This is a genomic window from Paraburkholderia phymatum STM815 (assembly GCF_000020045.1).
GTDB lineage: Bacteria > Pseudomonadota > Gammaproteobacteria > Burkholderiales > Burkholderiaceae > Paraburkholderia > Paraburkholderia phymatum.
Genome location: NC_010622.1, coordinates 203,906 through 228,404, shown reverse-complemented (window position 1 = coordinate 228,404; position 24,499 = coordinate 203,906). Strand labels below are relative to the sequence as shown.

General features: G+C 63.9%; 23 protein-coding genes. 16 read left to right on the top strand and 7 right to left on the bottom strand.

Features of this window, described 5'->3' with window-relative positions:
- The first annotated feature begins 110 nt into the window (after positions 1-110).
- Genes BPHY_RS01020 through BPHY_RS01010 form a run of 3 tightly spaced genes read left to right on the top strand, consistent with a single transcriptional unit; the run spans position 111 to position 2,161 of the window.
- Positions 111-1,016: a biotin--[acetyl-CoA-carboxylase] ligase gene (locus tag BPHY_RS01020; protein ID WP_041763202.1), complete on the top strand. Its 906-nt coding sequence runs from the start codon at positions 111-113 to the stop codon at positions 1,014-1,016.
- A complete protein-coding gene (locus BPHY_RS01015) occupies positions 1,013-1,882 on the top strand; it encodes a type III pantothenate kinase (protein WP_012399625.1) in 870 nt (289 codons plus the stop codon). The genes BPHY_RS01020 and BPHY_RS01015 overlap by 4 nt, the downstream gene beginning before the upstream one ends.
- A gap of 39 nt (positions 1,883-1,921) precedes the next feature.
- Positions 1,922-2,161 (top strand): hypothetical protein, encoded by a 240-nt coding sequence (locus BPHY_RS01010; protein ID WP_012399624.1) that lies wholly within the window; start codon positions 1,922-1,924, stop codon positions 2,159-2,161.
- 47 nt (positions 2,162-2,208) lie between these two features.
- Here the strand turns inward: BPHY_RS01010 and rfaE2 are convergent, their stop codons facing one another.
- The 6 genes from rfaE2 to BPHY_RS00980 all read right to left on the bottom strand — a co-directional run bounded on the left by rfaE2 (position 2,209) and on the right by BPHY_RS00980 (position 8,495).
- Positions 2,209-2,691 carry a D-glycero-beta-D-manno-heptose 1-phosphate adenylyltransferase gene (rfaE2, locus tag BPHY_RS01005; protein ID WP_012399623.1) on the bottom strand — a complete coding sequence of 161 codons (483 nt, stop codon included), beginning with the start codon at positions 2,689-2,691 and terminating at the stop codon, positions 2,209-2,211.
- Between the two features lie 124 nt (positions 2,692-2,815).
- Entirely contained in the window at positions 2,816-3,688 is an 873-nt protein-coding gene (locus tag BPHY_RS01000) for a ferritin family protein (protein ID WP_012399622.1), read from the bottom strand.
- A 559-nt stretch (positions 3,689-4,247) separates the two neighbouring features.
- The gene (locus BPHY_RS00995; protein WP_012399621.1) at positions 4,248-4,991 is read right to left on the bottom strand and encodes a PhaM family polyhydroxyalkanoate granule multifunctional regulatory protein; all 744 of its coding nucleotides are present in this window, start codon (positions 4,989-4,991) and stop codon (positions 4,248-4,250) included.
- 176 nt (positions 4,992-5,167) lie between these two features.
- Positions 5,168-6,019, bottom strand: coding sequence for an enoyl-CoA hydratase/isomerase family protein (locus BPHY_RS00990; RefSeq protein ID WP_157686500.1), 852 nt, complete (start codon positions 6,017-6,019; stop codon positions 5,168-5,170).
- A 90-nt stretch (positions 6,020-6,109) separates the two neighbouring features.
- Entirely contained in the window at positions 6,110-7,303 is a 1,194-nt protein-coding gene (locus BPHY_RS00985; protein WP_012399619.1) for an ABC transporter substrate-binding protein, read from the bottom strand.
- A 199-nt stretch (positions 7,304-7,502) separates the two neighbouring features.
- Positions 7,503-8,495 carry a fumarylacetoacetate hydrolase family protein gene (locus BPHY_RS00980; RefSeq protein ID WP_012399618.1) on the bottom strand — a complete coding sequence of 331 codons (993 nt, stop codon included), beginning with the start codon at positions 8,493-8,495 and terminating at the stop codon, positions 7,503-7,505.
- Between the two features lie 160 nt (positions 8,496-8,655).
- Here BPHY_RS00980 and BPHY_RS00975 point away from each other — a divergent pair, with 160 nt between their 5' ends.
- The 7 genes from BPHY_RS00975 (at position 8,656) to BPHY_RS00945 (ending at position 16,834) form a co-directional block, all read left to right on the top strand.
- A complete protein-coding gene (locus BPHY_RS00975) occupies positions 8,656-9,546 on the top strand; it encodes an IclR family transcriptional regulator (RefSeq protein WP_012399617.1) in 891 nt (296 codons plus the stop codon).
- 125 nt (positions 9,547-9,671) lie between these two features.
- Positions 9,672-10,901: a DUF3108 domain-containing protein gene (locus tag BPHY_RS00970; RefSeq protein ID WP_012399616.1), complete on the top strand. Its 1,230-nt coding sequence runs from the start codon at positions 9,672-9,674 to the stop codon at positions 10,899-10,901.
- Between the two features lie 216 nt (positions 10,902-11,117).
- On the top strand, positions 11,118-11,906 hold the full coding sequence (gene pcaD, locus BPHY_RS00965; protein ID WP_012399615.1) for a 3-oxoadipate enol-lactonase: 789 nt from the start codon (positions 11,118-11,120) through the stop codon (positions 11,904-11,906).
- Positions 11,907-12,023: 117 nt separating this feature from the next.
- On the top strand, positions 12,024-12,281 hold the full coding sequence (locus tag BPHY_RS00960; protein ID WP_012399614.1) for a BTH_I0359 family protein: 258 nt from the start codon (positions 12,024-12,026) through the stop codon (positions 12,279-12,281).
- Between the two features lie 315 nt (positions 12,282-12,596).
- The gene (locus tag BPHY_RS00955; protein WP_012399613.1) at positions 12,597-13,667 is read left to right on the top strand and encodes a homocysteine S-methyltransferase family protein; all 1,071 of its coding nucleotides are present in this window, start codon (positions 12,597-12,599) and stop codon (positions 13,665-13,667) included.
- 61 nt (positions 13,668-13,728) lie between these two features.
- Positions 13,729-16,446: a methionine synthase gene (metH, locus tag BPHY_RS00950; RefSeq protein WP_012399612.1), complete on the top strand. Its 2,718-nt coding sequence runs from the start codon at positions 13,729-13,731 to the stop codon at positions 16,444-16,446.
- Between the two features lie 181 nt (positions 16,447-16,627).
- Positions 16,628-16,834: a hypothetical protein gene (locus BPHY_RS00945; RefSeq protein WP_041763201.1), complete on the top strand. Its 207-nt coding sequence runs from the start codon at positions 16,628-16,630 to the stop codon at positions 16,832-16,834.
- 54 nt (positions 16,835-16,888) lie between these two features.
- On the opposite strand, the gene BPHY_RS00940 is transcribed toward BPHY_RS00945, so the two are convergent.
- On the bottom strand, positions 16,889-17,215 hold the full coding sequence (locus BPHY_RS00940) for a DUF1840 domain-containing protein (RefSeq protein WP_012399611.1): 327 nt from the start codon (positions 17,213-17,215) through the stop codon (positions 16,889-16,891).
- Positions 17,216-17,586: 371 nt separating this feature from the next.
- Here BPHY_RS00940 and argS point away from each other — a divergent pair, with 371 nt between their 5' ends.
- The 6 genes from argS to BPHY_RS00910 all read left to right on the top strand — a co-directional run bounded on the left by argS (position 17,587) and on the right by BPHY_RS00910 (position 24,478).
- Complete coding sequence (argS, locus tag BPHY_RS00935) at positions 17,587-19,371, top strand: arginine--tRNA ligase (protein ID WP_012399610.1); 1,785 nt, start codon at positions 17,587-17,589, stop codon at positions 19,369-19,371.
- A 100-nt stretch (positions 19,372-19,471) separates the two neighbouring features.
- A complete protein-coding gene (locus BPHY_RS00930; RefSeq protein ID WP_012399609.1) occupies positions 19,472-20,269 on the top strand; it encodes an SPOR domain-containing protein in 798 nt (265 codons plus the stop codon).
- 153 nt (positions 20,270-20,422) lie between these two features.
- Positions 20,423-21,061 (top strand): thiol:disulfide interchange protein DsbA/DsbL, encoded by a 639-nt coding sequence (locus BPHY_RS00925; RefSeq protein ID WP_012399608.1) that lies wholly within the window; start codon positions 20,423-20,425, stop codon positions 21,059-21,061.
- 18 nt (positions 21,062-21,079) lie between these two features.
- Complete coding sequence (locus BPHY_RS00920) at positions 21,080-21,850, top strand: SDR family oxidoreductase (protein WP_012399607.1); 771 nt, start codon at positions 21,080-21,082, stop codon at positions 21,848-21,850.
- A 3-nt stretch (positions 21,851-21,853) separates the two neighbouring features.
- Positions 21,854-22,666 (top strand): helical backbone metal receptor, encoded by an 813-nt coding sequence (locus tag BPHY_RS00915; protein ID WP_012399606.1) that lies wholly within the window; start codon positions 21,854-21,856, stop codon positions 22,664-22,666.
- Positions 22,667-22,879: 213 nt separating this feature from the next.
- On the top strand, positions 22,880-24,478 hold the full coding sequence (locus BPHY_RS00910) for an ABC transporter substrate-binding protein (RefSeq protein ID WP_012399605.1): 1,599 nt from the start codon (positions 22,880-22,882) through the stop codon (positions 24,476-24,478).
- Positions 24,479-24,499 lie beyond the last annotated feature (21 nt).

The window sequence follows — 24,499 nt, the reverse complement described above, 5'->3', positions numbered from 1 at the left end:
GCACAGGCATGGGCCGGCGGCGGGCGCAATGCCCGTGCGCCCCTCGGCTGGCGCACATGGGCGCTGATCTGGCTCTCACGCGGACGGGCGCAGTGGCTAAAATACGCTTCATGACTACCCCAAGCTCCCCCAGCCCCTCGGGCGACTGGCGAATCGACCGGCAGCGCGCCGTCGCGCTGTTCGGCCCGGCCGCGCATGACTGGCCGATCGAGATCGTCGAAGAAACCGGCTCGACCAACGCCGACCTGATGGCGCGCGTGAAGGCGCTGCCGCGCGAACCCGGCGCGCTGCCGCGGCCGATCGTGCGCGTCGCCTATCTGCAGACGGCGGGACGCGGCCGGCGCGGCCGCCCTTGGTATGCGGAGCCAGGCAATGCGCTGCTGTTCTCCGTCGCATGCGTGCTGCCGAGGCCGCTCGAGGGTCTCGCGGGACTGAGCCTCGCGGTCGGTGTCGCGCTCGTCGATGGTTTGCGCTCGCTGCCCGTCGCCGGTCCCGGCCAGATTGCGCTGAAGTGGCCGAACGACGTGCTGCTCGAAGGCGACAAGCTGGCGGGCATTCTGATCGAAACAGCATGGAGCACGCCCGACGCGAGCGCCGTCGTGATCGGCATCGGCACCAACGTGAAGGGCGCAGACGAACTCGCCGCGAAGGTCGGCGCGCTCAACGCCGACGTGCCCGCACAGGCGCGCGGCGCGGCCCCGACGGCGCTGTCGCGGGCGTTGCCCAATGCGAATCTCACCGATACGCTAGCCGCCGAGTTGAACGCGCTCGAACCCGCGTTGCAGCGCTTCGGCGCGGAAGGCTTTGCGCCATTCCGGCAACGCTGGAATGGCTGCCACGCGTATGCAGGGCGCGACGTCGTGCTGTTCGAGCAGGGCGTGGAAATCGAACGCGGCGTGGCAGCAGGCGTCGACGAACTCGGGCAGTTGCTGCTCGATACGCCGTCCGGCCAGCTGGCCATTGCGACGGGAGACGTGTCGCTGCGTCTCGCGGACGAAGAAAGCGGCGCAGCATGAGCACGCCGTATCTCCTGATCGACGCGGGCAACAGTCGTGTCAAATGGGCGCTGGTCCAAGCCGATGGTACACAGACGCACTCGGGCGCGTTTTCCCACGGCGGCCAGCTGGTGAAAGGGACGGGCGACCCCTTGCAATCCAGGCATGAGCCGGACTGGTCGGCATTGCCTGCGCCTGGTTCTGCATGGTTATCGAATGTCGCGGGCGACGCGGTGGCGCGCAGGATCGACGCGTTCATCGACAGGCACTGGCCCGGTCTTGCGCGCACCACGGTCCGCTCGGCTGCGCAGCAATGCGGCGTCACGAACGCGTACACGACGCCCTCGCAACTCGGTAGCGACCGCTGGGCCGGGATGATCGGCGCACGCGCGGCGTTTCCGGGCGAACCGCTGCTGATCGCGACGTTCGGCACGGCGACCACGCTCGAGGCATTGACTGCGGATGGCGTGTTTGTCGGCGGACTGATCGCGCCTGGGTGGTCGCTGATGATGCGCTCGCTCGGCGAGCACACGGCGCAACTGCCGACGCTGGATTCGACGGCGGCGCGCGGCCTGCTCGATGGCGACAATGCGGCAGGCCAGCGTGAGCCGGCCGAACGCGGCGCCTGGTTCGCGACGGATACGCCGCGCTCGCTGTCGTCGGGCTGTGCATTGGCGCAGATCGGACTGATCGAGCGCATGTGGCGCCATCTGCAGGACGAGTGGCAAGTGAGCGTGCGGCTCGTCGTGGGCGGCGGCGCGGCGGGCGAACTCGTGCAGGCGCTCAGCGTGCCGTACACGCGTCACGACTCGCTTGTGCTCGCGGGGCTCGCGCTGATTGCCGCGCAAGCTCCCGTCTATCCGTCGACGCACACCCGGCCGGTGTGAACGCCGGACATGGAACTGACAAGCTGGAGAATTTCTACGATGCTGCGCTGGCTACTCGCCCTGCTCTTTCTCGCCAACATCCTCGCGTTCGTCACGATGCGCGGATTGTTCGGCCCGTCGCCTGCCGCGGGGCCGCGCGAACCGAATCACCTGAACCGGCAGGTCCGCCCGGAGCAACTGCGCGTCCAACCGATGTCGTCGGCCGATGCGGCGGATCTTGCCGTCATCGGCGGGCCCGCACCCGTCGCACCGATCGCCGCTTCGGCGCTTCGTCAGTAACGCCGCAAACGCTCGACGACGCGGGCCGCAGGCTCGCGTCGTTGCGTTCAGCCTTGAGCGCGCACCTTCTTCAATAGCGCCGTCGTCGAGCGGTCGTGCTCGAACGGAATCGCCAGCGCCATGCCGCCCCAGCCGCGCACGAGCGCGGATTCCGGCAGTTTGTCCATGTCGTAGTCGCCGCCCTTCACCAGCACGTCCGGGTGCAGCGCCTCGATCAGTGCGACGGGCGTCTGCTCCCCGAAGCAAACGACCCAGTCGACGCTTTCCAGCGCAGCCAGCAACGCCATCCGGTCTGACTCGTTGTTGATCGGCCGGTCGTCACCCTTGCCGAGCATGCGCACCGAAGCATCGCTGTTCACGCCGACGATCAGCGTCGCGCCCAGCGCCTTGGCATCGGCCAGATACGTGACATGGCCGCGATGCAGGATATCGAAGACGCCGTTGGTGAAAACCACGGGGCCTGTCAGTGACGGACGAAGTTGGGCGAGCGCGTCGCGTGTCGTGAGCTTGCGTTCGAAAGTAGCGGCCATGAGCGAAAACGTTGAACGGGTCGGTACGGTGACAAAAGAAGAACGGCCCGGCGGTTTGTCACCAGCCGGGCCGTCGTGTTTCTGTGCGGCGCAGGGCTTCACGCCCGGCGACGCGCGGCCGTCATCAGGCCGGCTGCTGCGCAGGCTGCTGCTCGGCCTGCAGGCGCGTCACGACTTCCTTGCGATAGCGGTTCAATTCCTGAGCCGTCGTGAACGAGCGCTCGAACAGGATGGAGAGGTTGTGCAGAATGCGCTCCACCACTTTCTTTTCCCAGCCGTCGTCGAAACAGATCTGCTCGTCGAGCCAGCGCTCGAGCCATTCCGGATCGGGCAGACGCGATTGAACCGTGTCGCGCGGGAACAGCGACTGATTCACGTGCAGGTTGGTCGGGTGCAGCGGCTTTTCCGTGCGGCGCGCAGATGCCATCAACACGCCGATCTTCGCGAATGCAGCGCGCGCGCCGTCGCCGAAGTTGGTCAGCGCTTTCTTCATGTAGCGCAGATACGCGCCGCCATGACGCGCTTCGTCGCGCGAAATGGTTTCGTAGATCGCCTTGATGACGGGCTCGGTATGCCACTCAGCCGCGCGGCGATACCAGTGGTTCAGGCGGATTTCGCCGCAGAAGTGCAGCATCAGCGTTTCGAGCGGCGGCGCCGGATCGAACTCGAAGCGCACGGCGTGCAGCTCTTCTTCCGTCGGCACCATGTGCGGCTTGAAGCGGCGCAGATACTCCATCAATACCAGTGAGTGCTTCTGCTCCTCGAAGAACCACACGCTCATGAATGCAGAGAAATCGCTGTCGTGGTGGTTGTCGCGCAGGAACATTTCCGTGGCCGGCAGCGCCGACCATTCGGTGATCGCGTTCATCTTGATGGTCGCCGCCTGCTCGTCGGTGAGCAGCGACCCGTCGAATTTGTCCCAGGGAATGTCCTTCTCCATGTCCCATCGAACGGATTCGAGCGATTTGTAAAGTTCCGGATAAAGCATGGTGTTCATGATCCCACCCCTGTTCTGCGCAAAGCGACGTCTGTTATGTCTGTTGCCAATGTATTGCCGACGCACGGAAACTTTCGGGAACTTTCCCTGTCGTCAGCGCAGCATCGAATTTTACGCGGTAATCGGCTGCCAACGACATGCTTCTTGGCAAAAGAAATACTGCGGTTCGTGATGCGCACGCGATTTTCGTGCCTCGCATGCGCGGCCAACCGTGGGTGAGGGAGAACCTGTGCCTGGGTCGTGCCAGCTTGCCGCCCGAACGACGGCATTTGGGTCCGCAGCGGACGCATCAGCACCGGACGGCACCGGATGAATGGCGAATCTGGCAGTGTTCGCGCGCGTCCTTGGGCCAGAGAAAGCTTACACAATAATAGCACGCGGGCCCGCCACAGCCGGCTTCCGGCCTGTCGAAACCCATTTTGAGATTGACGTAAAACAACGAGCGCGCGCGTTGCCCGCACGGTGTCAAACGGATGTGCTAAGCGGAGGTGCGAAGCGCGGTGCCGGCGCGTCGGGCGCGGCGGCCGTTGCGCCCGCCCGTTTGTTCGCGGCTACCCGGTCACTCGGGCGTCGACGAGCTCTTCTTTGCAGCCGCGCCGCCCGCACGCTTCGCGCTGGGCGCGCGCTTCGCCGCCGGACGTGGCGCGTCGTCCGCTCCGGCTTGCGCGGCACCGGCCGTGTCAGACTCGGGGGCGTCGTCCGGTTCGAGATCGCTTGGCTCGACGCCCGCGCCCGCTTCCGATGCGCCCGTCGCCGTGGTCGCCGCCGGCTGCGCCATCGCGAATTGCGCGAGCTGATTGAACTGCGCCTGCAGCAGGTTCCACCAGCCCGACGCGTCGAATGTGGGCGGTGGCGGCGACTCGGCGGCATCGCCGGCTTCCTGCTGCGTCCTCGCGGCAGGCGGCGGCTCGGGCTGCTTCTGCGGCGCTTCGGCGGCCGGCTGTGTCATCGATTGCTGCGCGAACGCGCCGAACGCGCGCAGCGTCGCGAGCGTCGCGCGCTGCACTTCGAGCGCCTGGATGGCCGACTGCAGCATGTTCAGATTGAGCTTGAGCCACTGCTCGACGGCGCGCATGTCGGTGATGCGCTTGTCGAGCTCTTCGACGTTCGTGAGCGGCGCCATCATGTCGGACATGATCGACAGCGACGGCACGAAGCCCTGCGCCGAGCCCGGACTCGTGCCCGGAAACGCCGCCCCGAACGGCGTGAGGCGCATCATGCCCCACATGCGGTCAAGCATTTCGGCGGGTGGAAAACCTGGAAATCCGGGAAAGGGTGGCGTCGAGCCGGGGTTGTCGGTCATTGCTGAGACTCCTGTGTTCGGTTCTGGCCCGTGTGTTTATGGATGTTTGAAGTTCACGCTCGATGATACCGCGAGCCTTTTCGTGCGAACTGTTTGCGAAGCGATCGCGCGGCTATCGTGCGCCGCGTGCCGTGACGGTTTTGCGTCCGCCGATCCGCAACGCAAGGCATCTTCCCTCAGAACGGCTCTTTGCCCGGAAAATCCGGCGCGCGCCGCTCGCGCAGCGACGCCACGCCCTCGCGCACGTCCGGTCCCGCGAAACCCATGAATTCGAGCGCGAGCGACGTGTCGAAAGCGGGGCCCGCCGAGCGCAGCCAATTGTTCAGCGCGTACTTGGTCCAGCGGATCGCCGTCTGCGAACCGCTCGCGAGCTTGCGCGCGACTTCGAAGGTTTTCGGCAGCAGATCGTTGTCGTCGACGGCTAGCGACACGAGACCGATGCGCTCCGCTTCTTCGCCGCTCACGGGTTCGCACAGCATCAGGTAGTACTTCGCCTTCGCCATGCCGCACAGGAGCGGCCAAACGATCGCCGCATGGTCGCCCGCCGCGACGCCCAGCCGCGTATGACCATCGATGATGCGCGCCGATTTCGTCGCAATCGAGATATCCGCGAGCAGTCCCGCGACGAGCCCCGCGCCGACGGCCGGCCCGTGCATCGCCGAGACGATCGGCTTGCTGCAGTTGATCACGTTGTAGACGAGATCGCGCGCCTCGCGCCACACGCGCGTGCGCACGTCGAAGTCGTTCGCCATGTCTTCGACGAGCCCGAGATCGCCCCCCGCCGAAAAGCCCTTGCCTTCGCCGCGAATCACCGCGACCCGCGTGTCGGGATCGCGGTCGACATCGCGCCAGATGTCGGCCAGCTCACGATGCATGTTCGCATCGGCGGTAGCGAGATTGCTTTTGTTGGCGCCCTCGCCGCTCATCACGATTTCGAGGATGCCGTGCGCGTGACGCCGCACGCGCAGCGACCTGTAGTGCGCGTAGAACGCGGGTTCGACCGTGTGGGATTCCGATTCGTGAGACATGGCAGACATCCGAAGAAGCGACGCGTCGGCGTCGGACCACACATCAGGCGCGCGACGCAGCCGACGCTGCGTCACCCGAAAGCGCCGCGTTCAGCGCGGCTGATATACCCACTTGCCGTTGCTGATCTCGACCATCACGCGCGCGCGCTGATCGAGGCCAAGGTGATCGGTCGCGCTCATGTTGACGACACCGTTCGTGTCGGCCAGTCCTTTCGTCGCTTCCAGCGCATCGCGCAGCGCGCGGCGAAACTCGGCCGTGCCGGGCGCGGCCGCTTTCAGAGCAATGGGAATCGCGTTGTCGAGCAGCATGCTCGCGTCCCACGCATAGGCGCCGAACGCCGACACACTGCCCGGACCGCGCAGCTTCTCAAAGCGCGCGATGTAATCGAGCGCCAGACGCTTCGAAGCATAGTCCGAAGGGAGCTGCGCTGCGACGAGCACCGGGCTCGCGGGCAGGAAGGTGCCGTTGCAGTCGGTTCCGCACACGCGCAGGAAGTCGTTATTGCCCACGCCGTGGTTGTGATAGATCTTGCCCTTGTAGCCACGGCCGATCAGCGTCTTCGGCGGCAGCGCGGCCGGCGTGCCCGCCGCGCCCACGACGACAGCATCCGGGTTCGCCGCCATGATCTTCAGAATCTGGCCGGTGACGCTCGGGTCCGTGCGATTGAATCGCTCGTTGGCCACCACGCCGATGTGGTGAATCTGCGCGAACTTCGCGACTTCCGCATAGAAGGTTTCGCCGAGCGCGTCCGCCTGACCGATGTACGCAAGCGTCTTCACGCCATGCTGGCTCGCGTGCCCGGTGATCGCGGAGGCCATCATCGCGTCCGTCTGCGGGGTCTTGAACATCCAGCGCCGTTTAGCGTCGACGGGCTCGATGATCTTCGCCGACGACGCCAGCGAGATCGCGGGCGTTTCACCTTCGGCAATGACGTCGATCATCGCGAGCGAGTTCGGCGTGATTGACGAGCCGATGATCGCATCGACGTGATGTTCGGAAATGAGCTTTTTCGTGTCCTGTACGGCTTGTGTCGTATCGGACGCATCGTCGAGCACGATGTAATCGACTTTCTGACCGGCGATCTCTTTCGGAAACAGCGTCGCGGTATCGCGCGCCGGAATGCCGAGCGATGCAGCCGGTCCCGTCAGCGACAGCACAAGGCCGATCTTCACCTGAGCGAGCGCGACTCCCGGCAAAGCGGAAAGCGCGGCGGCGAGCATCGTGCGCCGCTTCGAAGCGCTGTGGCGCGAGCTTGAAAATGCAAACGTCCCGTATCGCGGCATGCCTTTGTCTCCAGTTGGCTTCTTGTCATTTCTGCGATGCTGCCGTTGCGCGTGTTGCATGTGCTGTCCGCAATGTGCGCGAATCAGCGCACGAGGCTCGATGACCTCGCGCGAGCGTCAGTGTAGCGGCGTGTGTGACGCCGTCGGCATCGGGCGAAACCCTTTCGATTCGCCTGACGCCGCTCGCCGCCGACGCTGATTACTGCACGGCTTCGAACGGTGCGACGGCCTGATCGATCGAACCGAAAATCGTCTTGCCCGCTTCGTCGAACATCTCGATCTTTACGGTGTCGCCGAACCTCATGAACTCCGTCTGCGCACTGCCGCTCTCGATCGTTTCGAGGCAGCGCTTCTCGGCGATACAGCAATAGCCGCGCTTGGCGTCCTTGTTCGACACCGTGCCCGAACCGACGATCGCGCCCGCACGCAGATGGCGCGTCTTCGCGGCATGCGCGATCAGCTGGCCGAAATTGAACACCATGTCGGTGCCCGCGTCGGGCTGGCCCACTTTCTTGCCGTTCCAATGCACGATCATCGGACGATGCACGCGGCCTTCGCGCCAAGCGTCGCCGAGTTCGTCGAGCGTCACGGCGACGGGTGCGAACGACGTCGCCGGCTTGCTCTGGAAAAAGCCGAAGCCCTTCGCGAGTTCGGCGGGAATCAGATTGCGCAGCGACACGTCGTTGACGAGCGTGACGAGCCGGATGCTCTTCAACGCCTGCTCGGGTTTCGCGCCCATCGGCACGTCGCCCGTGATGACGGCCACTTCCGCCTCGAAGTCGATGCCGAACGATTCCGACGCACACACGATATCGTCTTTCGCCCCGATGAAGTCGTCGCTGCCGCCCTGGTACATCAGCGGGTCGGTCCAGAACTCGGGCGGCATTTCGGCGCCGCGCGCGCGGCGCACCAGCTCGACGTGATTCACGTACGCGGAGCCGTCGGCCCACTGGTACGCACGCGGCAACGGCGCCATGCATTCCTTCGCATCGAACGAAAAGGTGTTGCGCGCGCGGCCCTGATTGAGTTCGTCGTACAGGTCGCGCAGTTGCGGCGCGTAGAAGGTCCAGTCGTCGAGAATGCGCTGCATCGTCGGTGCGATGGTATCGGCGACGGCGGCCGTATGCAGGTCGCGGGAAACGACGATCAGTTGACCGTCGCGCGTGCCGTCCTTCAGCGAGGCAAGTTTCATGGCGGAAAAGCGTGTGGATGACGATAAGAGGAATCTATTCTACGATGGTGAATCGGCGCGGCCCAAGCCGACGCGATTCGCCGGCGTATCCCGCTAGAGAACGCACGCTTTCTCCGCACCGTTCGCCGCCGTTTTTCTGCTTGATGTTCAACCGTATCCTATGTCCCCGACCGCCCGCTCCAGTTCGATCCGCAAGGATGCCGACGCCGCCGAACCGCTCGACACCGTCGACGACGATGCCGCCGACTCGCACGAAAGCGGGGAGGAAAAGCTCCGCTCGGGCATCCAGTCGATCGAAGTGGGCTTCCGTCTACTCGACGTGCTCACGCACGAGCCGCGTGCGATGATGCTGCGCGACCTCGCACAGCGTGCCGCCATGAGCCCCGCGAAGGCACATCGTTACCTGGTGAGTTTCCAGCGCCTGGGCGTGGTCGCGCAGGATCCGCTGACGGGGCGCTACGAACTGGGCGGCTTTGCGTTGCAGCTGGGTCTTGCGCGGCTCGCACGCGTCGACGGCGTGAAGCTCGCGCGCATCGCGCTCGCCGAATTGCGCGAGCGGATCGATATGACCGTCGGTATCGCCGTGTGGGGCAACCAGGGCCCGACCGTCGTGCACTGGATGGAGTCCAGCTACCCCGCGAAGGCGTCGCTGAAACTCGGCGACGTGATGCCGATGCTCAGTTCCGCAACCGGCCTGCTCTTCGCCGCCTACCTGCCGCGCGGCAAGACTGCGGCGATGATCGACCGCGAACTCGCTGAAGCGCAGCGCTGGGCCGCCGCGAACAGCCCACGTACGCCGCAGGACGTCGAACGCGTGCTCGACGAAGTGCGCTTGCATGGTGCGGCGCGCGTCGAAGGCATGCTGCTGCCGACCATTCACGCGTTCTGCACGCCCGTATTCGACTCGAATGGCGATCTCGCGCTCGGCTTGATCGCGCTGGGTCACGAAGGTGCGTTCGATATCGCGTGGGGAGGCGAGGTGGACAGCGCGCTGCGCGAGTGCGCGCAGAAGCTTTCGTACGAACTCGGCTATAGTCCGACGGCGCGCTGAGCACGAGAAGTGCCACACGCACGACGAGCGCAATGCGTGCGAGGAACGCGCGGCCGCTGGACGCGGTCGAAACAGGTTTCCGTTGCGTGACGCTTCGCGTCTTGCCTTCATAGATACTGCTTCTGATGTCGTCACCATCCGCTGTCCGTTCGATCCCGCCAGCACGCCTCGCCCGTGCGCAGCGCCGCGCGTCGCGCCTGCGCTGGACAGGCGTGCTGGCGGCTGTCGTCGGCGCGCATCTGATTGCCGCGCAATGGTTCGAACGGCATCACGACGCATTCAAGCCGGTGTCGCCGGAGCATGTGCCCGTGCAGGTCGCGTTGCTCAAGCCTGAGCGCGTCGAAACGCAGGCGGCGGGTTCGCCGCCGCCCGCCAAAGCGTCGCCCGCCGCGCCGAAACACGCCGTGCGCTCCCCGCGTGACCATGTGCTGACCGCGACGCGTTCCCGTCCGAAGCTGCACGAAACAGCGCCAGCAACCGAACCGGCGAGCGCGCCCGTCGATGCTTCGGCCGCGAGCGTCGCTTCGTCCGCAACCAGGACGGGCGCCGGTTCGAACGCTAATGCCGCTGGCGAGGGCAACGCGCAGCACACCGCGCCCGGCGTACGGTTTTCCGTGCCGCCGTCGGGCAACCTGCAATACGACACGTTCTACAACGGGGTGCGCAACCAGCCAGGCACCATCCACTGGTCGAGCGATGGCCGTTCGTACGACATGATCGTTTCGGTGCCCTTGCCGTTCGTCGGCACGTTCAGCTATGCGAGCCACGGACACGTGGATGCATTCGGTCTCGCCCCCGACCAGTACGTCGAAAAACGCGGCCGTCGCGGCGAAGACATCACCACCTTCCGTCGCGACACGAAGCAGATTGGCTTCACGCGCACGCCCGTCACGCTGCCGCTGCAGGACGGTGCGCAAGACCGCTTCAGCATGGTGATGCAGTTGGCGAGTCTCGTGCGCGGCGACCCGGACGCGTATCAGCCCGGCGTCACGCGGCAGTTCTACGTGACCGACAACGACAGCGGCGAAATCTGGCCCATCGAAACGATCGGCGACGAGTCGGTGCGCACCGATCGCGCAACCCTCGACGCACGCCACTTCATGCGACTGCCGCGCCGCGAAGGCGACCGCAGACGCATCGACGTGTGGCTCGCGCCGTCGCTCGGCTGGCTCCCCGTGCGTCTTGTGCAAACCGAACCGAACGGAACGCAGATAGAGCTTGTATGGCGCGGCAAGATCGCATCGCCGGATGCAGGCAGCAATGACAACGGCAGCGACACGTCGTCCGATGATACGTCGACCAGCCCGCCTCAACCGTCCTTGACCGATCCTGGTGCAGGGCCCGAAAAGCCCTGACACAAACAGCTCCTTCGCAATGGAGGACACTGTGTTAGCCGAAGCGACATTTTGCGTCGGAAACTTCCGGCGCCTACGTCGATCGCACCACGAAGCGCGCTCAAAGTGTTCCAAGCGCTCGATTCGCGCCGACGGTTCATGCAAATCCCATGAATTGAATAGCATGAACCGTCCATCCGTTCGTTCTTTCATTGCGACATCACCCATGGAGTCCGCATGCAAATCAATGTGAATGGCATCGATACGCGCTACGTCATGAGCAATGAAGGCGGTGGCCCCTGGCTCACGTTCGTTCATCAGCTAGGCGGCGATCTGTCGATCTGGGATCAGCTGGCCGGCTACTTCCGCGACGACTTTACGGTCTTGCGCTACGACGTGCGCGGTCACGGCCAAACATCTGTTTCGGATAGACAGTTCAGTGTGGCAGACTTGTCGCAAGACCTACGCGCGCTGCTGAATGCGCTTGGCGTCGAGAACACACATATTGTCGGAATGTCGATGGGCGGCATGATCGCGCAGCAGTTCGCGCTGGACAATCCCGCACGCGTCGCGACATTGACGCTCGCCGACACGCACGCGGCATCGCCTGTGGATGGGCGCGGCACGTGGGAACAGCGGGCAGCGAAGGCGCGCGAGGAAGGGGTCGCGGCGCTTTCCCAGGCCACGATGGAACGCTGGCTGACGGCGGGCTTCCGCGACGCGCATCCGGAAGTCGTCGAGCAGATTCGCGAGGTATTCGAGCACACTTCGTCGGAAGGTTACGCGCAGGCGTGCATTGCGCTGCGCGATTTCGATGTGCGCAGTAGACTGAAAGAGATCGCCCTTCCTACACTGACTGTGGCTGGACGCCACGATGCAGGCACGCCACCTGCTGCTACACAGGAAATTGCGAATGCCATCCGGGACGCGCAGTTCGAGCTGCTGGACGCGGCTCACCTCGCACCGATCGAGCAGTCGCAACGCTTTACTGCTTTGCTGGAATCGTTTGTGCAAAAACGGGTCTAACAGATAGGTCCGGAGAATGGGTAGCGTCAGGCCGGACCCACCCCTTGAATTCCAAACCAAGGGCTCCATCTACGGTGCAACACTGGCCCGGAGCCATCGGAAATAAGGAGTGTCGCCATGCAAATGATCTACAACAGCCCCAACTACTGCGTCGTCGAGTTTCCGCCGCAGGACGGCCATCTCGCGATGAAGTCCGGCGGGTATGAGATCGTGGACAAGAATACGCAGCGAGAAATTTACATCGACGGTGAGATGGCAGCCAGTTTTCGCGAGCACGTGCAAAAGCTGATCGAAGACGAACCCACGCTTGACGAAGTGGACGAATTTCTCGGTCAATTCGACAGCCTGATGAATCAACCGGTCATTCTGCACTGATCGTCACGCGCCACCCTTTGGCGACACGTTCCCCATCGACCCCGTCCGGCATTGCCAGGCGGGGTTTTTCGTTTTATCCGGCCAGCCGGCGCGCACGTGGCGCGAAACGCCGGATCGACTCTGACGCGGCGCCCAGGTCATCGTTGCACGAGCATCGAAACAAATACTTTCCGCGCTACATTCCGAGCATGCGTCGCGCCTTACGGGGCCGCGATCCTGTCGTGCCCACCACGCCCGGCGCGCCTGCGGCCATACGGCTACAATATTGAGTTTCCTGAAAAAAGCCGGCCATGCCGGCACGAGCCCGATCAGACCATGAACCAGCCCGCCCCGTCAGCCGTTCCCGCCCGCGCCGGCGCCGCCTACACGCGCGGCGCGGCCCTGCCCGCGTTGCTCGAATCACGCATCCTGATCCTGGACGGCGCAATGGGCACGATGATCCAGCGCTACAAGCTCGACGAAGCCGCCTATCGCGGCGAACGCTTCAAGGACTACGCGCGCGACATCAAGGGCAACAACGAACTGCTGTCGATCACGCAGCCGCACGTCATCAGCGAGATTCACGAGCAGTATCTCGCGGCGGGCGCGGACATCATCGAAACCAACACATTCGGTGCAACGACCGTCGCGCAGGCCGACTACGGGATGGAAGATCTCGCCGTCGAAATGAACCGCGAATCGGCTAAGCTGGCGCGCGCTGCGTGCGACAAGTATTCGACGCCCGACAAGCCGCGCTTCGTCGCGGGCGCGATCGGGCCGACGCCGAAAACGGCGAGCATTTCGCCCGACGTGAACGATCCGGGCGCCCGCAACGTCACGTTCGACGAATTGCGCGCCGCCTACTACGAGCAGGCAAAGGCGCTGATGGAAGGCGGCGCGGACCTCTTTCTCGTCGAAACGATTTTCGACACGCTGAACGCCAAAGCAGCCCTCTTCGCACTCGACGAACTGTTCGAAGACACGGGCGAGCGCCTGCCCATCATGATCTCGGGCACCGTGACGGACGCATCGGGCCGCATCCTGTCGGGTCAGACGGTCGAAGCGTTCTGGAATTCGCTGCGCCACGCGAAGCCGCTCACGTTCGGCCTCAACTGCGCGCTGGGCGCGGCGCTGATGCGTCCGTACATCGCGGAGCTCGCAAAGCTGTGCGACACCTACGTGTCGTGCTATCCGAACGCAGGCCTGCCGAATCCGATGAGTGATACTGGCTTCGACGAACTGCCCGCCGACACCTCCGGCCTGCTGAAGGAATTCGCGCAGGCGGGTCTCGTGAACATCGCGGGCGGCTGCTGCGGCACGACGCCGGACCACATCGCCGCGATCGCGAAGGCATTGAGCGAAGTGAAGCCGCGCAAGTGGCCGGGCCAGTACCGCGACGCGGCTTGAACGGGCGAGCGAAGCTCATCGCCAGAACACACCGAAGCACTGACGAAACACGCACACCAACATGACCGATCACACGATGCGCCTTTCCGGCCTGGAGCCGTTCAACGTCACTTCGGGGACGCTCTTCATCAACGTCGGTGAGCGCACCAACGTGACGGGCTCGAAGGCATTCGCGCGGATGATCCTGAACAACCAGTTCGACGAAGCGCTGGCCGTCGCGCGCCAGCAGGTCGAAAACGGCGCGCAGGTCATCGATGTCAACATGGACGAAGCGATGCTCGATTCGAAAGCCGCGATGGTGCGCTTCATGAATCTGATCGCGTCGGAGCCGGACATCGCGCGCGTGCCGATCATGATCGACTCGTCGAAGTGGGATGTGATCGAGGCGGGCCTCAAGTGCGTGCAGGGCAAGGCGATCGTCAACTCGATCTCGCTGAAGGAAGGCAAGGAGCAGTTCGTCCATCACGCGAAGCTGATTCGACGTTACGGTGCGGCGAGCGTCGTAATGGCTTTCGACGAGCAGGGCCAGGCCGACACGTTCGCGCGCAAGACGGAAATCTGCAAGCGCTCGTACGACATTCTCGTCAACGAAGCGGGCTTCATGCCCGAAGACATCATCTTCGACCCGAACATCTTCGCGATCGCAACGGGCATCGAAGAGCATAACAATTACGCCGTTGACTTCATCGAAGCGACGCGCTGGATCAAGCAGAACCTGCCGTACGCGAAAGTGAGCGGCGGCGTGTCAAATGTGTCGTTCTCGTTCCGCGGCAACGACCCGGTGCGCGAAGCAATCCACACCGTCTTCCTGTATCACGCGATCCAGGCGGGCATGGACATGGGCATCGTCAACGCGGGTCAACTGGGCGTGTACGCGGATCTCGATGCCGAACTTCGCGAGCGCGTCGAAGACGTCGTGCTCAATCGCCGCGACGACGCCACCGACCGCCTGCTCGAGATCGCCGACAAGTTCAAGACTGGCGCCGCGAAGAAAGAAGAGAACCTCGAATGGCGTAATCAGCCCGTCGAGCAGCGTCTCGCGCATGCGCTCGTGCACGGCATCACGAACTTCATCGTCGAGGACACGGAGGAAGCGCGCGCGAAGATCATGGACGGCGGCGGGCGCCCGATCAACGTGATCGAAGGTCCGCTGATGGACGGCATGAATATCGTCGGCGACCTGTTCGGCCAGGGCAAGATGTTCCTGCCGCAAGTCGTGAAGTCGGCGCGCGTGATGAAGCAGGCTGTTGCGCATCTGATTCCGTTCATCGAAGAAGAAAAGCGTCTGCTGGCCGAGGCAGGGGGCGACGTGCGCGCGAAAGGCAAGATCGTCATCGCGACCGTGAAGGGCGACGTGCACGACATCGGCAAGAACATCGTGTCGGTGGTGCTTCAGTGCAATAACTTCGAAGTGGTCAATATGGGCGTGATGGTCCCATGCAACGAGATTCTCGCGAAGGCGAAGGTCGAAGGCGCTGACATCATCGGTCTGTCGGGCCTCATCACACCGTCGCTCGAGGAAATGGCCTACGTCGCGTCGGAAATGCAGCGCGACGACTATTTCCGCGTGAAGAAGATTCCGCTGCTGATCGGCGGCGCGACCACTTCGCGCGTACACACGGCCGTGAAGATAGCGCCGAATTACGAAGGCCCCGTCGTGTACGTGCCGGATGCGTCGCGCTCGGTGTCCGTCGCATCGAACCTGCTGTCCGACGAAGGCGCGGCAAAGTATCTCGACGAACTGAAGTCCGACTACAACCGCATCCGCGACCAGCACGCGAACAAGAAAGCGCTGCCGCTCGTCACGCTCGCCGAAGCGCGTGCCAACAAGACGAAGATCGACTGGAGCGCGTATCAGCCCGTGAAGCCGAAGTTCATCGGCCGCCGCGTGTTCAGGAACTTCGACCTGAACGAACTGGCGAACTACATCGACTGGGGCCCGTTCTTCCAGACATGGGACCTCGCCGGTCCATATCCCGCCATCCTGAACGACGAGATCGTAGGCGAGTCGGCGCGGCGCGTGTTCTCGGACGCGAAGTCGATGCTCGCGCGCCTCATCCAGGGGCGCTGGCTCACGGCGAACGGCGTGATCGCGCTGCTGCCCGCGAACACCGTCAATGACGACGACATCGAAATCTATACGGACGAATCCCGCAGCGAAGTCGCGCTGACGTGGCGCAATGTGCGCCAGCAAAGCGTGCGCCCCGTCGTGGATGGCGTGATGCGGCCGAACCGCTCGCTCGCCGACTTCATCGCGCCGAAGGATTCGGGCGTGGCCGATTACATCGGCATGTTTGCCGTCACTGCCGGCCTGGGCGTCGACACGAAGGAAAAGCAGTTCGAAAAGGACCACGACGACTACAGCGCGATCATGCTGAAGGCGCTCGCCGACCGTTTCGCGGAAGCGTTCGCCGAAGCGATGCATGCACGCGTGCGGCGCGATCTGTGGGGCTACGCGCAAGGCGAAACGCTGTCGAACGACGAGCTGATCGGCGAAAAGTACCGCGGCATTCGCCCCGCGCCGGGCTACCCCGCATGCCCGGACCACCTCGTCAAGCGCGACATGTTCAGCGTTCTGCAGGCCGACGAGATCGGCATGAGCGTGACCGAATCGCTCGCGATGCTGCCCGCGGCGAGCGTCTCCGGCTTCTATCTCGCGCATCCCGACAGCACGTACTTCTCGGTCGGCAAGATCGGCCAGGATCAACTGGAGGATTACGCGCAGCGCATGTCGCTGTCGATCGCGGACGCGGCACGTGCGCTCGCGCCGCTGCTGTAAGAGGCGGCGGCCGGCAGGCAAACGGGCAGGACTATATCGCTGGCCGAAGGCTGAATATTTCCGACAACGAGCACAGCGAATATTTTCGGCTTTGTAGACTGCTCGGGCATGACCTGCCGCCCGCCAGACGCGAACCCAAAAACGCGTCGGCTCAACGACTTGCAACAACGGAGAAAATCGTATGAAGAAGCTGACGCTGATGCTGACCGCGTTATCGCTTGCCGCCATTGCACCGCTGTCCGAGGCCCAGCCCCAGGCGCCGGGTGGATCGAGCGCGGTGAGCTCGTATTCGCCGCCCACCGTCACGCATGTGAAGAAGCCGAAAAAGAAGAAATCGAAGAATGGCGCGTCCACGCCCGCGACCGCACCGGAAGGCGCGAGCCAGTAAGCAGCCACGCAATGAAAAAAGCCCGTCGGTCACGACGGGCTTTTTGTTTGCGCGTCAGATACCCCAGACGATATCCGTGTTGTCCTTCTGTGCGGCGCGCAGCATATCGAGGAAAGGGAACGCCCGTTGCGCGAGGCCGACGGGAAGTTCGTGAGGCTCGTGCCCTTCCTCGCCTTCATGGTAGTGGCCTTCATGCTCGGCACGTTCCTGCTTGTCCGTGACAATGGCCGCTTCGAGCTTCGAGATAGCCACGCCCAGTTCGTCGTGGTTGATCACGCCGCGTGCGCCAAGCCGCTTGCCGATGATACCCAGCAGATACTGGGCGAGATTCTCGAGCATTATCACGTCAGGCGCGGAGCGGCATTTGAAAGTAATCAGCATGATGAGGGTTCCCTTTTCGTTATGTGGCTTCTCGCACGGCCAGCCGCACGAGTTCCGTTTGCGCGCCCGCCCGCCGTCTGACGGCGAGTAGACGGCCACGGCCCTTGCTGGGCATCTCATTGGACATATTAGCACCTGCTAAAATCCGACATTGACGGAAAAAGCTCACTGCCGTGCACCCGGGTACGCTGCGCCGCATCGCAGCCGCGCCTGTGCGCCACGCTTGCCACGCTCGCTGCGCCGCCGCAGTACCATCAGCCGGCGCTGCTCAGCGGATGCCCGGCGCTTTTCCACGCCGTCGACGGCCCGGCTTCACGCCGTTCGCGGCGCTGCCCGCTTCATCGGACTGCCTCACTGGACTCGCAACAAGCATGCTGCCTGCACACAAACACACTCTCGAAACCCTGTTGACCGATGTGGTCAAGCAGGTCGCCCAGGCCACTCAAGGCGAATCCGAAGCCGCATTCATCGCGCCCGCCATCACACTTGAACGACCGAAGGTCGCCGCGCACGGCGACGTCGCGTGCAACGTCGCGATGCAGCTCGCCAAGCCGATGCGCGCCAATCCGCGCCAGCTTGCGCAGCAGATCGTCGATGCGCTGCTCGCGGATCCGCTCGCAAAGGGCCTTGTCGACGGCGCCGAAGTGGCCGGTCCGGGTTTCATCAACCTGCGTCTGTCGGCGGCTTCCAAGCAGGCGGTGATCGCCGCCGTGTTCGCGCAGCGCGAAGCCTTCGGCCGCTCGCAGCGCGAAGCCGGCAAGCGCGTGCTGGTCGAGTTCGTGTCGGCGAACCCCACGGGTCCGCTGCACGTCGGCCACGGCCGCCAGGCTGCGCTTGGCGACGCGATGTCGAACGTGCTCGCGTCGCAAGGCTTCGACGTGCACCGCGAGTTCTACTACAACGACGCCGGCGTGCAGATCGGCAATCTCGCCATCTCGACGCAGGCGCGCGCCCGCGGCCTGAAGCCGGGCGACCCCGGCTGGCCGGAAGCCGCGTACAACGGCGAGTACATTGCCGACATCGCGCGCGACTATCTGAACGGCGAAACCGTCTCGGCAAGCGACGGCGAACCCGTCAAGGGCGCCGGCGACGTCGAAGACCTGGAGGCGATCCGCCGCTTCGCGGTGGCATATCTGCGGCACGAGCAAGACATGGATCTGCAGGCGTTCGGCGTGAAGTTCGACCAGTACTACCTCGAATCCTCCTTGTACAAGGAAGGCCGCGTCGAGAAGACCGTCAATGAACTGATCGCGGCGGGCAAGACCTACGAGCAGGAAGGTGCGCTGTGGCTGCGCACCACCGACGACGGCGACGACAAGGACCGCGTGATGCGCAAGTCCGACGGCACCTACACGTACTTCGTGCCCGACGTCGCCTATCACGAGACGAAGTGGGAGCGCGGCTTCACGAAGGTCATCAACATCCAGGGCTCGGACCATCACGGCACGATCGCGCGGGTGCGCGCCGGCCTGCAGGGTCTCGGCATCGGCATTCCGAAGGGCTACCCCGACTACGTGCTGCACAAGATGGTCACCGTGATGCGCGACGGCCAGGAAGTGAAAATCTCGAAGCGGGCCGGCAGCTATGTAACGGTGCGCGATCTGATCGAATGGTCGGGCGGCGCAGTGCCCGGTCAGGAAGCGGCACCCGATCTGCTCGACGAAGAGACGATCCGCCGAGGCCGCGACGCTGTGCGCTTCTTCCTGATTTCGCGCAAGGCCGACACCGAGTTCGTGTTCGACGTGGACCTCGCGCTCAAGCAGAACGACGAGAACCCGGTGTACTACGTGCAGTACGCGCACGCGCGCATCTGCTCGGTGATCAACGAATGGAAGTCGCGCTATGGCGCCGACGAAACGGGTCTGCCCGTGGTCGACCTGTCACCGCTCGACAGCGAGCGCGCCACCGCCCTGCTGCAAAAGCTCGCCGAATTCCCGGACATGTTGACGCATGCCGCCGGCGAACTCGCACCGCACGCGGTCGCGTTCTATCTGCGCGACCTCGCAGGCGAATTTCACTCGTTCTACAATGCCGAACGCGTTCTGGTCGACGACGAAGCGCAGCGCAATGCGCGCATCGCGCTGCTCGCGGCAACGCGTCAGGTGCTGGCGAATGGCCTCGCTGTGATCGGTGTGTCCGCACCCGCCAAAATGTAATCTCCCCGCGGTTTAATGGGATGTATTCGGGACGCGAGCCGAATGACCGTCGCTATAATCGACGGTCATTCCAGATTTCTTTTTGCAGGTGAATTAGACGATGGCAAAACCACGCCGCACTACAAAGCAGCAGTCGAAACAGACCGGGGGCACTTTTCTCGGCATCGTGCTGGGCCTGATCGTCGGCCTGGCCATCGCGGTGGTGGTGGCGCTCTACATCACGCGCGCACCGACGCCGTTCGTCGCGAAGGTCGCGCCGCCCGCTGCGTCCGATAGCGGCGCAAGCCAGCCGCAGTACGACCCGAACCGTCCGCTGCAGGGCAAGAGTCCCGGCCAGCCTGTGCCTCAGGCAGCGCAGCCCGCGCCGCCCAACACCGCGCCCGGCCAGACCACGAATCAGTCGCAGACGTCGGGCATGCTCGAAGAGCCGCAAATTGTCGAAGTGCCGCCGTCCAGCAACAACGGTGTCGCCGTCGCGCCGAAGCCCGCGCAGGATAACGGCGCGAACGCGAACAACGGCACGACCACGGCGATGATTCCGCCGAAGAAGGCGCAGAGTCCGACCAGCGCACCGTCGACGGCCAGCATCGCACCGACCCAGCCGAAGGCCGGTTCGACGCCGAATGCGAACGGCACGCCGCCCGCCGCCAACGACGCGAACACGGGCTACCTGCTGCAGGTCGGCGCCTACAAGACGGCCGCCGACGCCGAACAGCAGCGCGCGCGCCTCGCGTTCCAGGGCTTCGAATCGAAGGTCACGCAGCGCGATGCAGGCGGTGTGACGTACTATCGCGTGCGTATCGGCCCGTTCTCGAAGTTCGAGGACATGAACACCACGCGTCAGCGCCTGTCCGATGCGGGTGTGGATACAGCCGTGATCCGCTTCAGCAAGCAGTGATTCACATTCGGTAATGCGTTGTCATGCGCCGCCGCTGAACCTTCGGCGCGCGGCACAAGTCTCATGTGCGGCAGAAGCCTGCCGTCGAATCCGTAGCGGTCGCGGCGCGCAATGGCCCGCCGCCGTTACTTCCCCTGATTGGGTTCACAAGACATGAAAAAACTGCTCAGCATTCTTTTCCTTTCGTTCGGGCTCGTTGCAAGCGCGGCGCATGCTGCGCCCGCTGCGCCCGTCGCCGGCAAGGACTACACCGTGCTGTCCGCGCCGCAGCCTGTCGAAGCGCCTGCCGGCAAGATCGAAGTCATCGAGTTCATGTGGTACGGCTGTCCGCACTGCAACGAGTTCGATCCGTATCTGGAAGCATGGATCAAGAAGCAGGGCCCCGACGTCGTGTTCAAGCGCGTGCCCGTCGCGTTCCGGGACGACTTCATCCCACATTCGAAGCTGTATCACGCAGTCGACGCGCTCGGCCTCGCGAACCAGCTCACGCCGACCATCTTCCACGAAATCCACGTCAACAAGAACTATCTGCTGACGCCGGAAGATCAGGCCAAATTCCTCGCGAAGAACGGCGTCGATTCGAAGAAGTTCATGGACGCGTACAACTCGTTCTCGACACAAAGCGCGGTTCAGCGTGACAAGAAGCTGATGGAAGACTTCCGCATTGACGGCGTGCCCACGCTCGCCGTGCAGGGCAAGTACGAAACGGGCCCGGCGCAGACCAACAGCCTGCCGGGCACGATCCAGGTGCTCGACTACCTGGTCGCGCAGGTCCGCGCCAAGAAGATGTAATTTCACACACGCGCCGGCATGAGCTCACCGCTGAAGGTCTTCATCACCGGCGCGTCCAGCGGCATCGGCGAAGCGCTCGCCGCCGAATACGCGCGGCGCGGCGCAATCCTCGGCCTCGTTGCCCGCCGCGGCGACGCACTCGCCCGCTTCCGGGCGTCGCATCCCCAGAACACCATCTCCGTGTATGCCGTCGACGTACGGGACGCGGACGCGCTCGCACATGCGGCGCAGCGCTTCATCGCCGAGCACGGCTGCCCCGACATCGTGATCGCCAACGCGGGCATCAGCCGGGGCGCCGTCACGGGTCACGGCGATCTGCAGACGTTTCGCGACGTGATGGACATCAACTACTTCGGCATGGTCGCGACCTTCGAGCCGTTCGCGCAACCGATGATCGCGGCGCGCACGGGCGCGCTCGTCGGCATTGCGAGCGTCGCGGGCGTCCGCGGCTTGCCTGGTTCGGGCGCGTACAGCGCATCGAAATCGGCGGCGCTCAAGTATCTGGAAGCCCTGCGTGTCGAGATGCGGCCGCTTGGGGTGTCGGTAACGACGATTGCGCCCGGCTATATCCGCACGCCAATGACGGCGCACAACCCGTACTCGATGCCGTTCCTCATGGACGCGGACCGTTTCGCCGCCAAAGTCGCCGATGCGGTCGCGCGCAGGAAGCGCTTTGCAATCTTCCCGTGGCAGATGCGCTTTGCGGCAATGCTGCTGCACGTCGCGCCGCGCTGGCTCTACGACGCGGTGTTCGAAAAGGCGCCCCGCAAGCCGCGCGCGGCGCAGTAGATCATGACTACGCGTGCCGTCGATGCAGCCGGTGTCGAGCACGCGAAAGCGGAACGCGGTGCGCGCATCGTATCGCTGGTGCCGAGCCTCACCGAACTTCTCTTTGCATTGAAACTGGACGCGCAGATCGTCGGGCGCACGGGCTTTTGCGTGCATCCGCGCGATAAGTTGCGCCATGTGCCGAAGGTCGGCGGCACCAAAGCGGTGAAACTCGACGTCGTACGCGCACTGCAACCGACGCACGTGATCGTCAATATCGACGAGAACGAGCGCGACACCGTGGAGCAACTACGCGCGTTCGTGCCGCATGTCGTGGTCACGCATCCGCTCGCGCCGCAGGACAACCTCGCGCTGTACGCGCTGTTCGGCGCACTGTTCGATCGCGAGGACGAAGCGAGCGCGTTGAGCCTCGCGCTACGGGCGCAACTGAACGCCGCGGCAGCGCGCGCATGGCCGCGGCAGCACGTGCTTTACGCGATCTGGCGCGAACCGTGGATGACCGTTGCTCGCGACACGTATATCTCCGCGATGCTGCGCCTCGTCAACTGGCACACGCTGCCCGACGTGCCCGGGGGCGAGACGGGCGCGTCGCGCTATCCTTCGTTCGATCTCGACGCCGAGTGGCTCACTCGCGTGGAGCGCATTTTGTTGTCGAGCGAGCCGTATCGCTTCACAACGCAGCATTGCGACGCGCTGTCACAGCACGCACGGTTCAAAGGCAAGCGAGTCCAACTGATCGACGGCGAAATGGTGTCGTGGTATGGCTCGCGTGCGATCGAGGGGATCGCGTATCTTGTGGACTACGCCCGCCGTTAGGCGAAATCGGCAACCATATGGATATGCGGATTCAATTGTTGTCGCTGCCGTACGCCTTCGATAAGCTTGCGCCAGAGCCGGCCGAACCTGACGCCCATGCCAGCGCCGGAACCGTTTCAGAGTGAATGCGTGACTGCCCGCCCGGCGCGCGCGTCGTTTGCAGCCGCCACGACGCCGCACCGCCACGAACAATTCGAACTCCCGGGAGATCTTATGCGTTTCAAGTTGCTTGCCGCCGCCGCGACGTTGACGGCCCTCGCCATCGCGCCTGCGCTGTCCGTCGCGAAGCCGCTCACCGTTTGTACGGAATCGAGCCCGGACGGCTTCGACGTCGTCCAGTACAACTCGCTCGTCACGACCAATGCATCGGCCGATGTGATCTTCAATTCGCTCGTGTCCTACGACGAGGCGGCAAAGAAAGTCGTGCCGTCGCTCGCCGATAAATGGGACGTGAGCGCCGATGGCCTTACCTACACGTTCCACCTGCGCCCGAACGTGCAATTCCAGACCACCGACTACTTCAAGCCGACGCGCGCGCTGAACGCCGACGACGTCGTATTCACCTTCGACCGCATGCTCAACGAGAGCAACCCGTGGCACAAGGTGACGGGCGCGAGCGGTTTTCCGCATGCGCAGTCGATGGGCCTCGTGAAACTGATCAAGTCGGTATCGAAAGTCGACGACAACACGGTCAAGTTCGAGCTGAACGAGCCGAACGCGACCTTTGTGTCGATCCTGACGATGGGTTTCGCGTCGATCTACTCGGCCGAATACGCAGACCAGCTGCTCAAGGCCGACAAGACAGCCGACCTGAACGCGAAGCCGATCGGCACCGGTCCGTTCGTGCTGAAGACCTACACGAAAGATTCGATCATCCGCTATGACGTGAACCCGACCTACTGGGGAACAAAGCCGAAGATCGAGCGGCTGATCTACGCGATCACGCCCGACGCCGCCGTGCGCGCGCAAAAGGTGAAGGCCGGCGAATGCCAGATTGCGCTGTCGCCCAAGCCGCTGGACGTCGCCGATGCGAAGAAGGACAAGTCGCTCGCCGTCGTGCAGACGCCCGCTTTCATGACGGCGTTCGTCGCGTTGAACACGCAGAAAAAGCCACTCGACAACCAGAAAGTACGCGCCGCGCTGAACATGGCGTTCGACCGCACGTCGTATCTGAAGGCTGTGTTCGATAACACCGCGACGCCCGCGAACAATCCGTACCCGCCGAATACGTGGAGCTACAACAAGGCCGTCAAGCCTTGGCCATACGACACCGAAAAGGCCAAAAAGCTGCTTGCCGAAGCGGGCTATCCGAACGGCTTCGAAACGACGATCTGGGTACGTCCGAACGGCAGCGTGCTGAATCCGAATCCGAAGGCGGGCGCGGAAATGCTGCAGGCGGACTTCGCGAAGATTGGTGTGAAGGCCGAGGTAAAAGTGATCGAATGGGGCGAGCTGATCAAGCAGGCCAAGCAGGGACAGCACGACACGCTGTTCATGGGCTGGGCCGGCGACAATGGCGACCCGGACAACTATCTGTCGCCGCTCTTCAGTTGCAACGCTGTCAAGTCGGGGATCAACTTCGCGCGTTACTGCGACCCGGAACTCGACAAGCTGATCGCCCAAGGCAAGGAAACCGCCGATCAGAGCAAGCGCACCAAAGCGTATGAAGCCGCGCAGCAGGTCATCCACGACGAAGCGCTGTGGATTCCGCTCGGTTATCCGACGGCAGCGGCCATTACGCGCACGAACGTCAGCGGGTATCGCGTCAGTCCTTTCGGGCGCCAGAACTTCGGCGCTGTAACGGTGCAGTAATCTTCACGTCACTTCGACGCA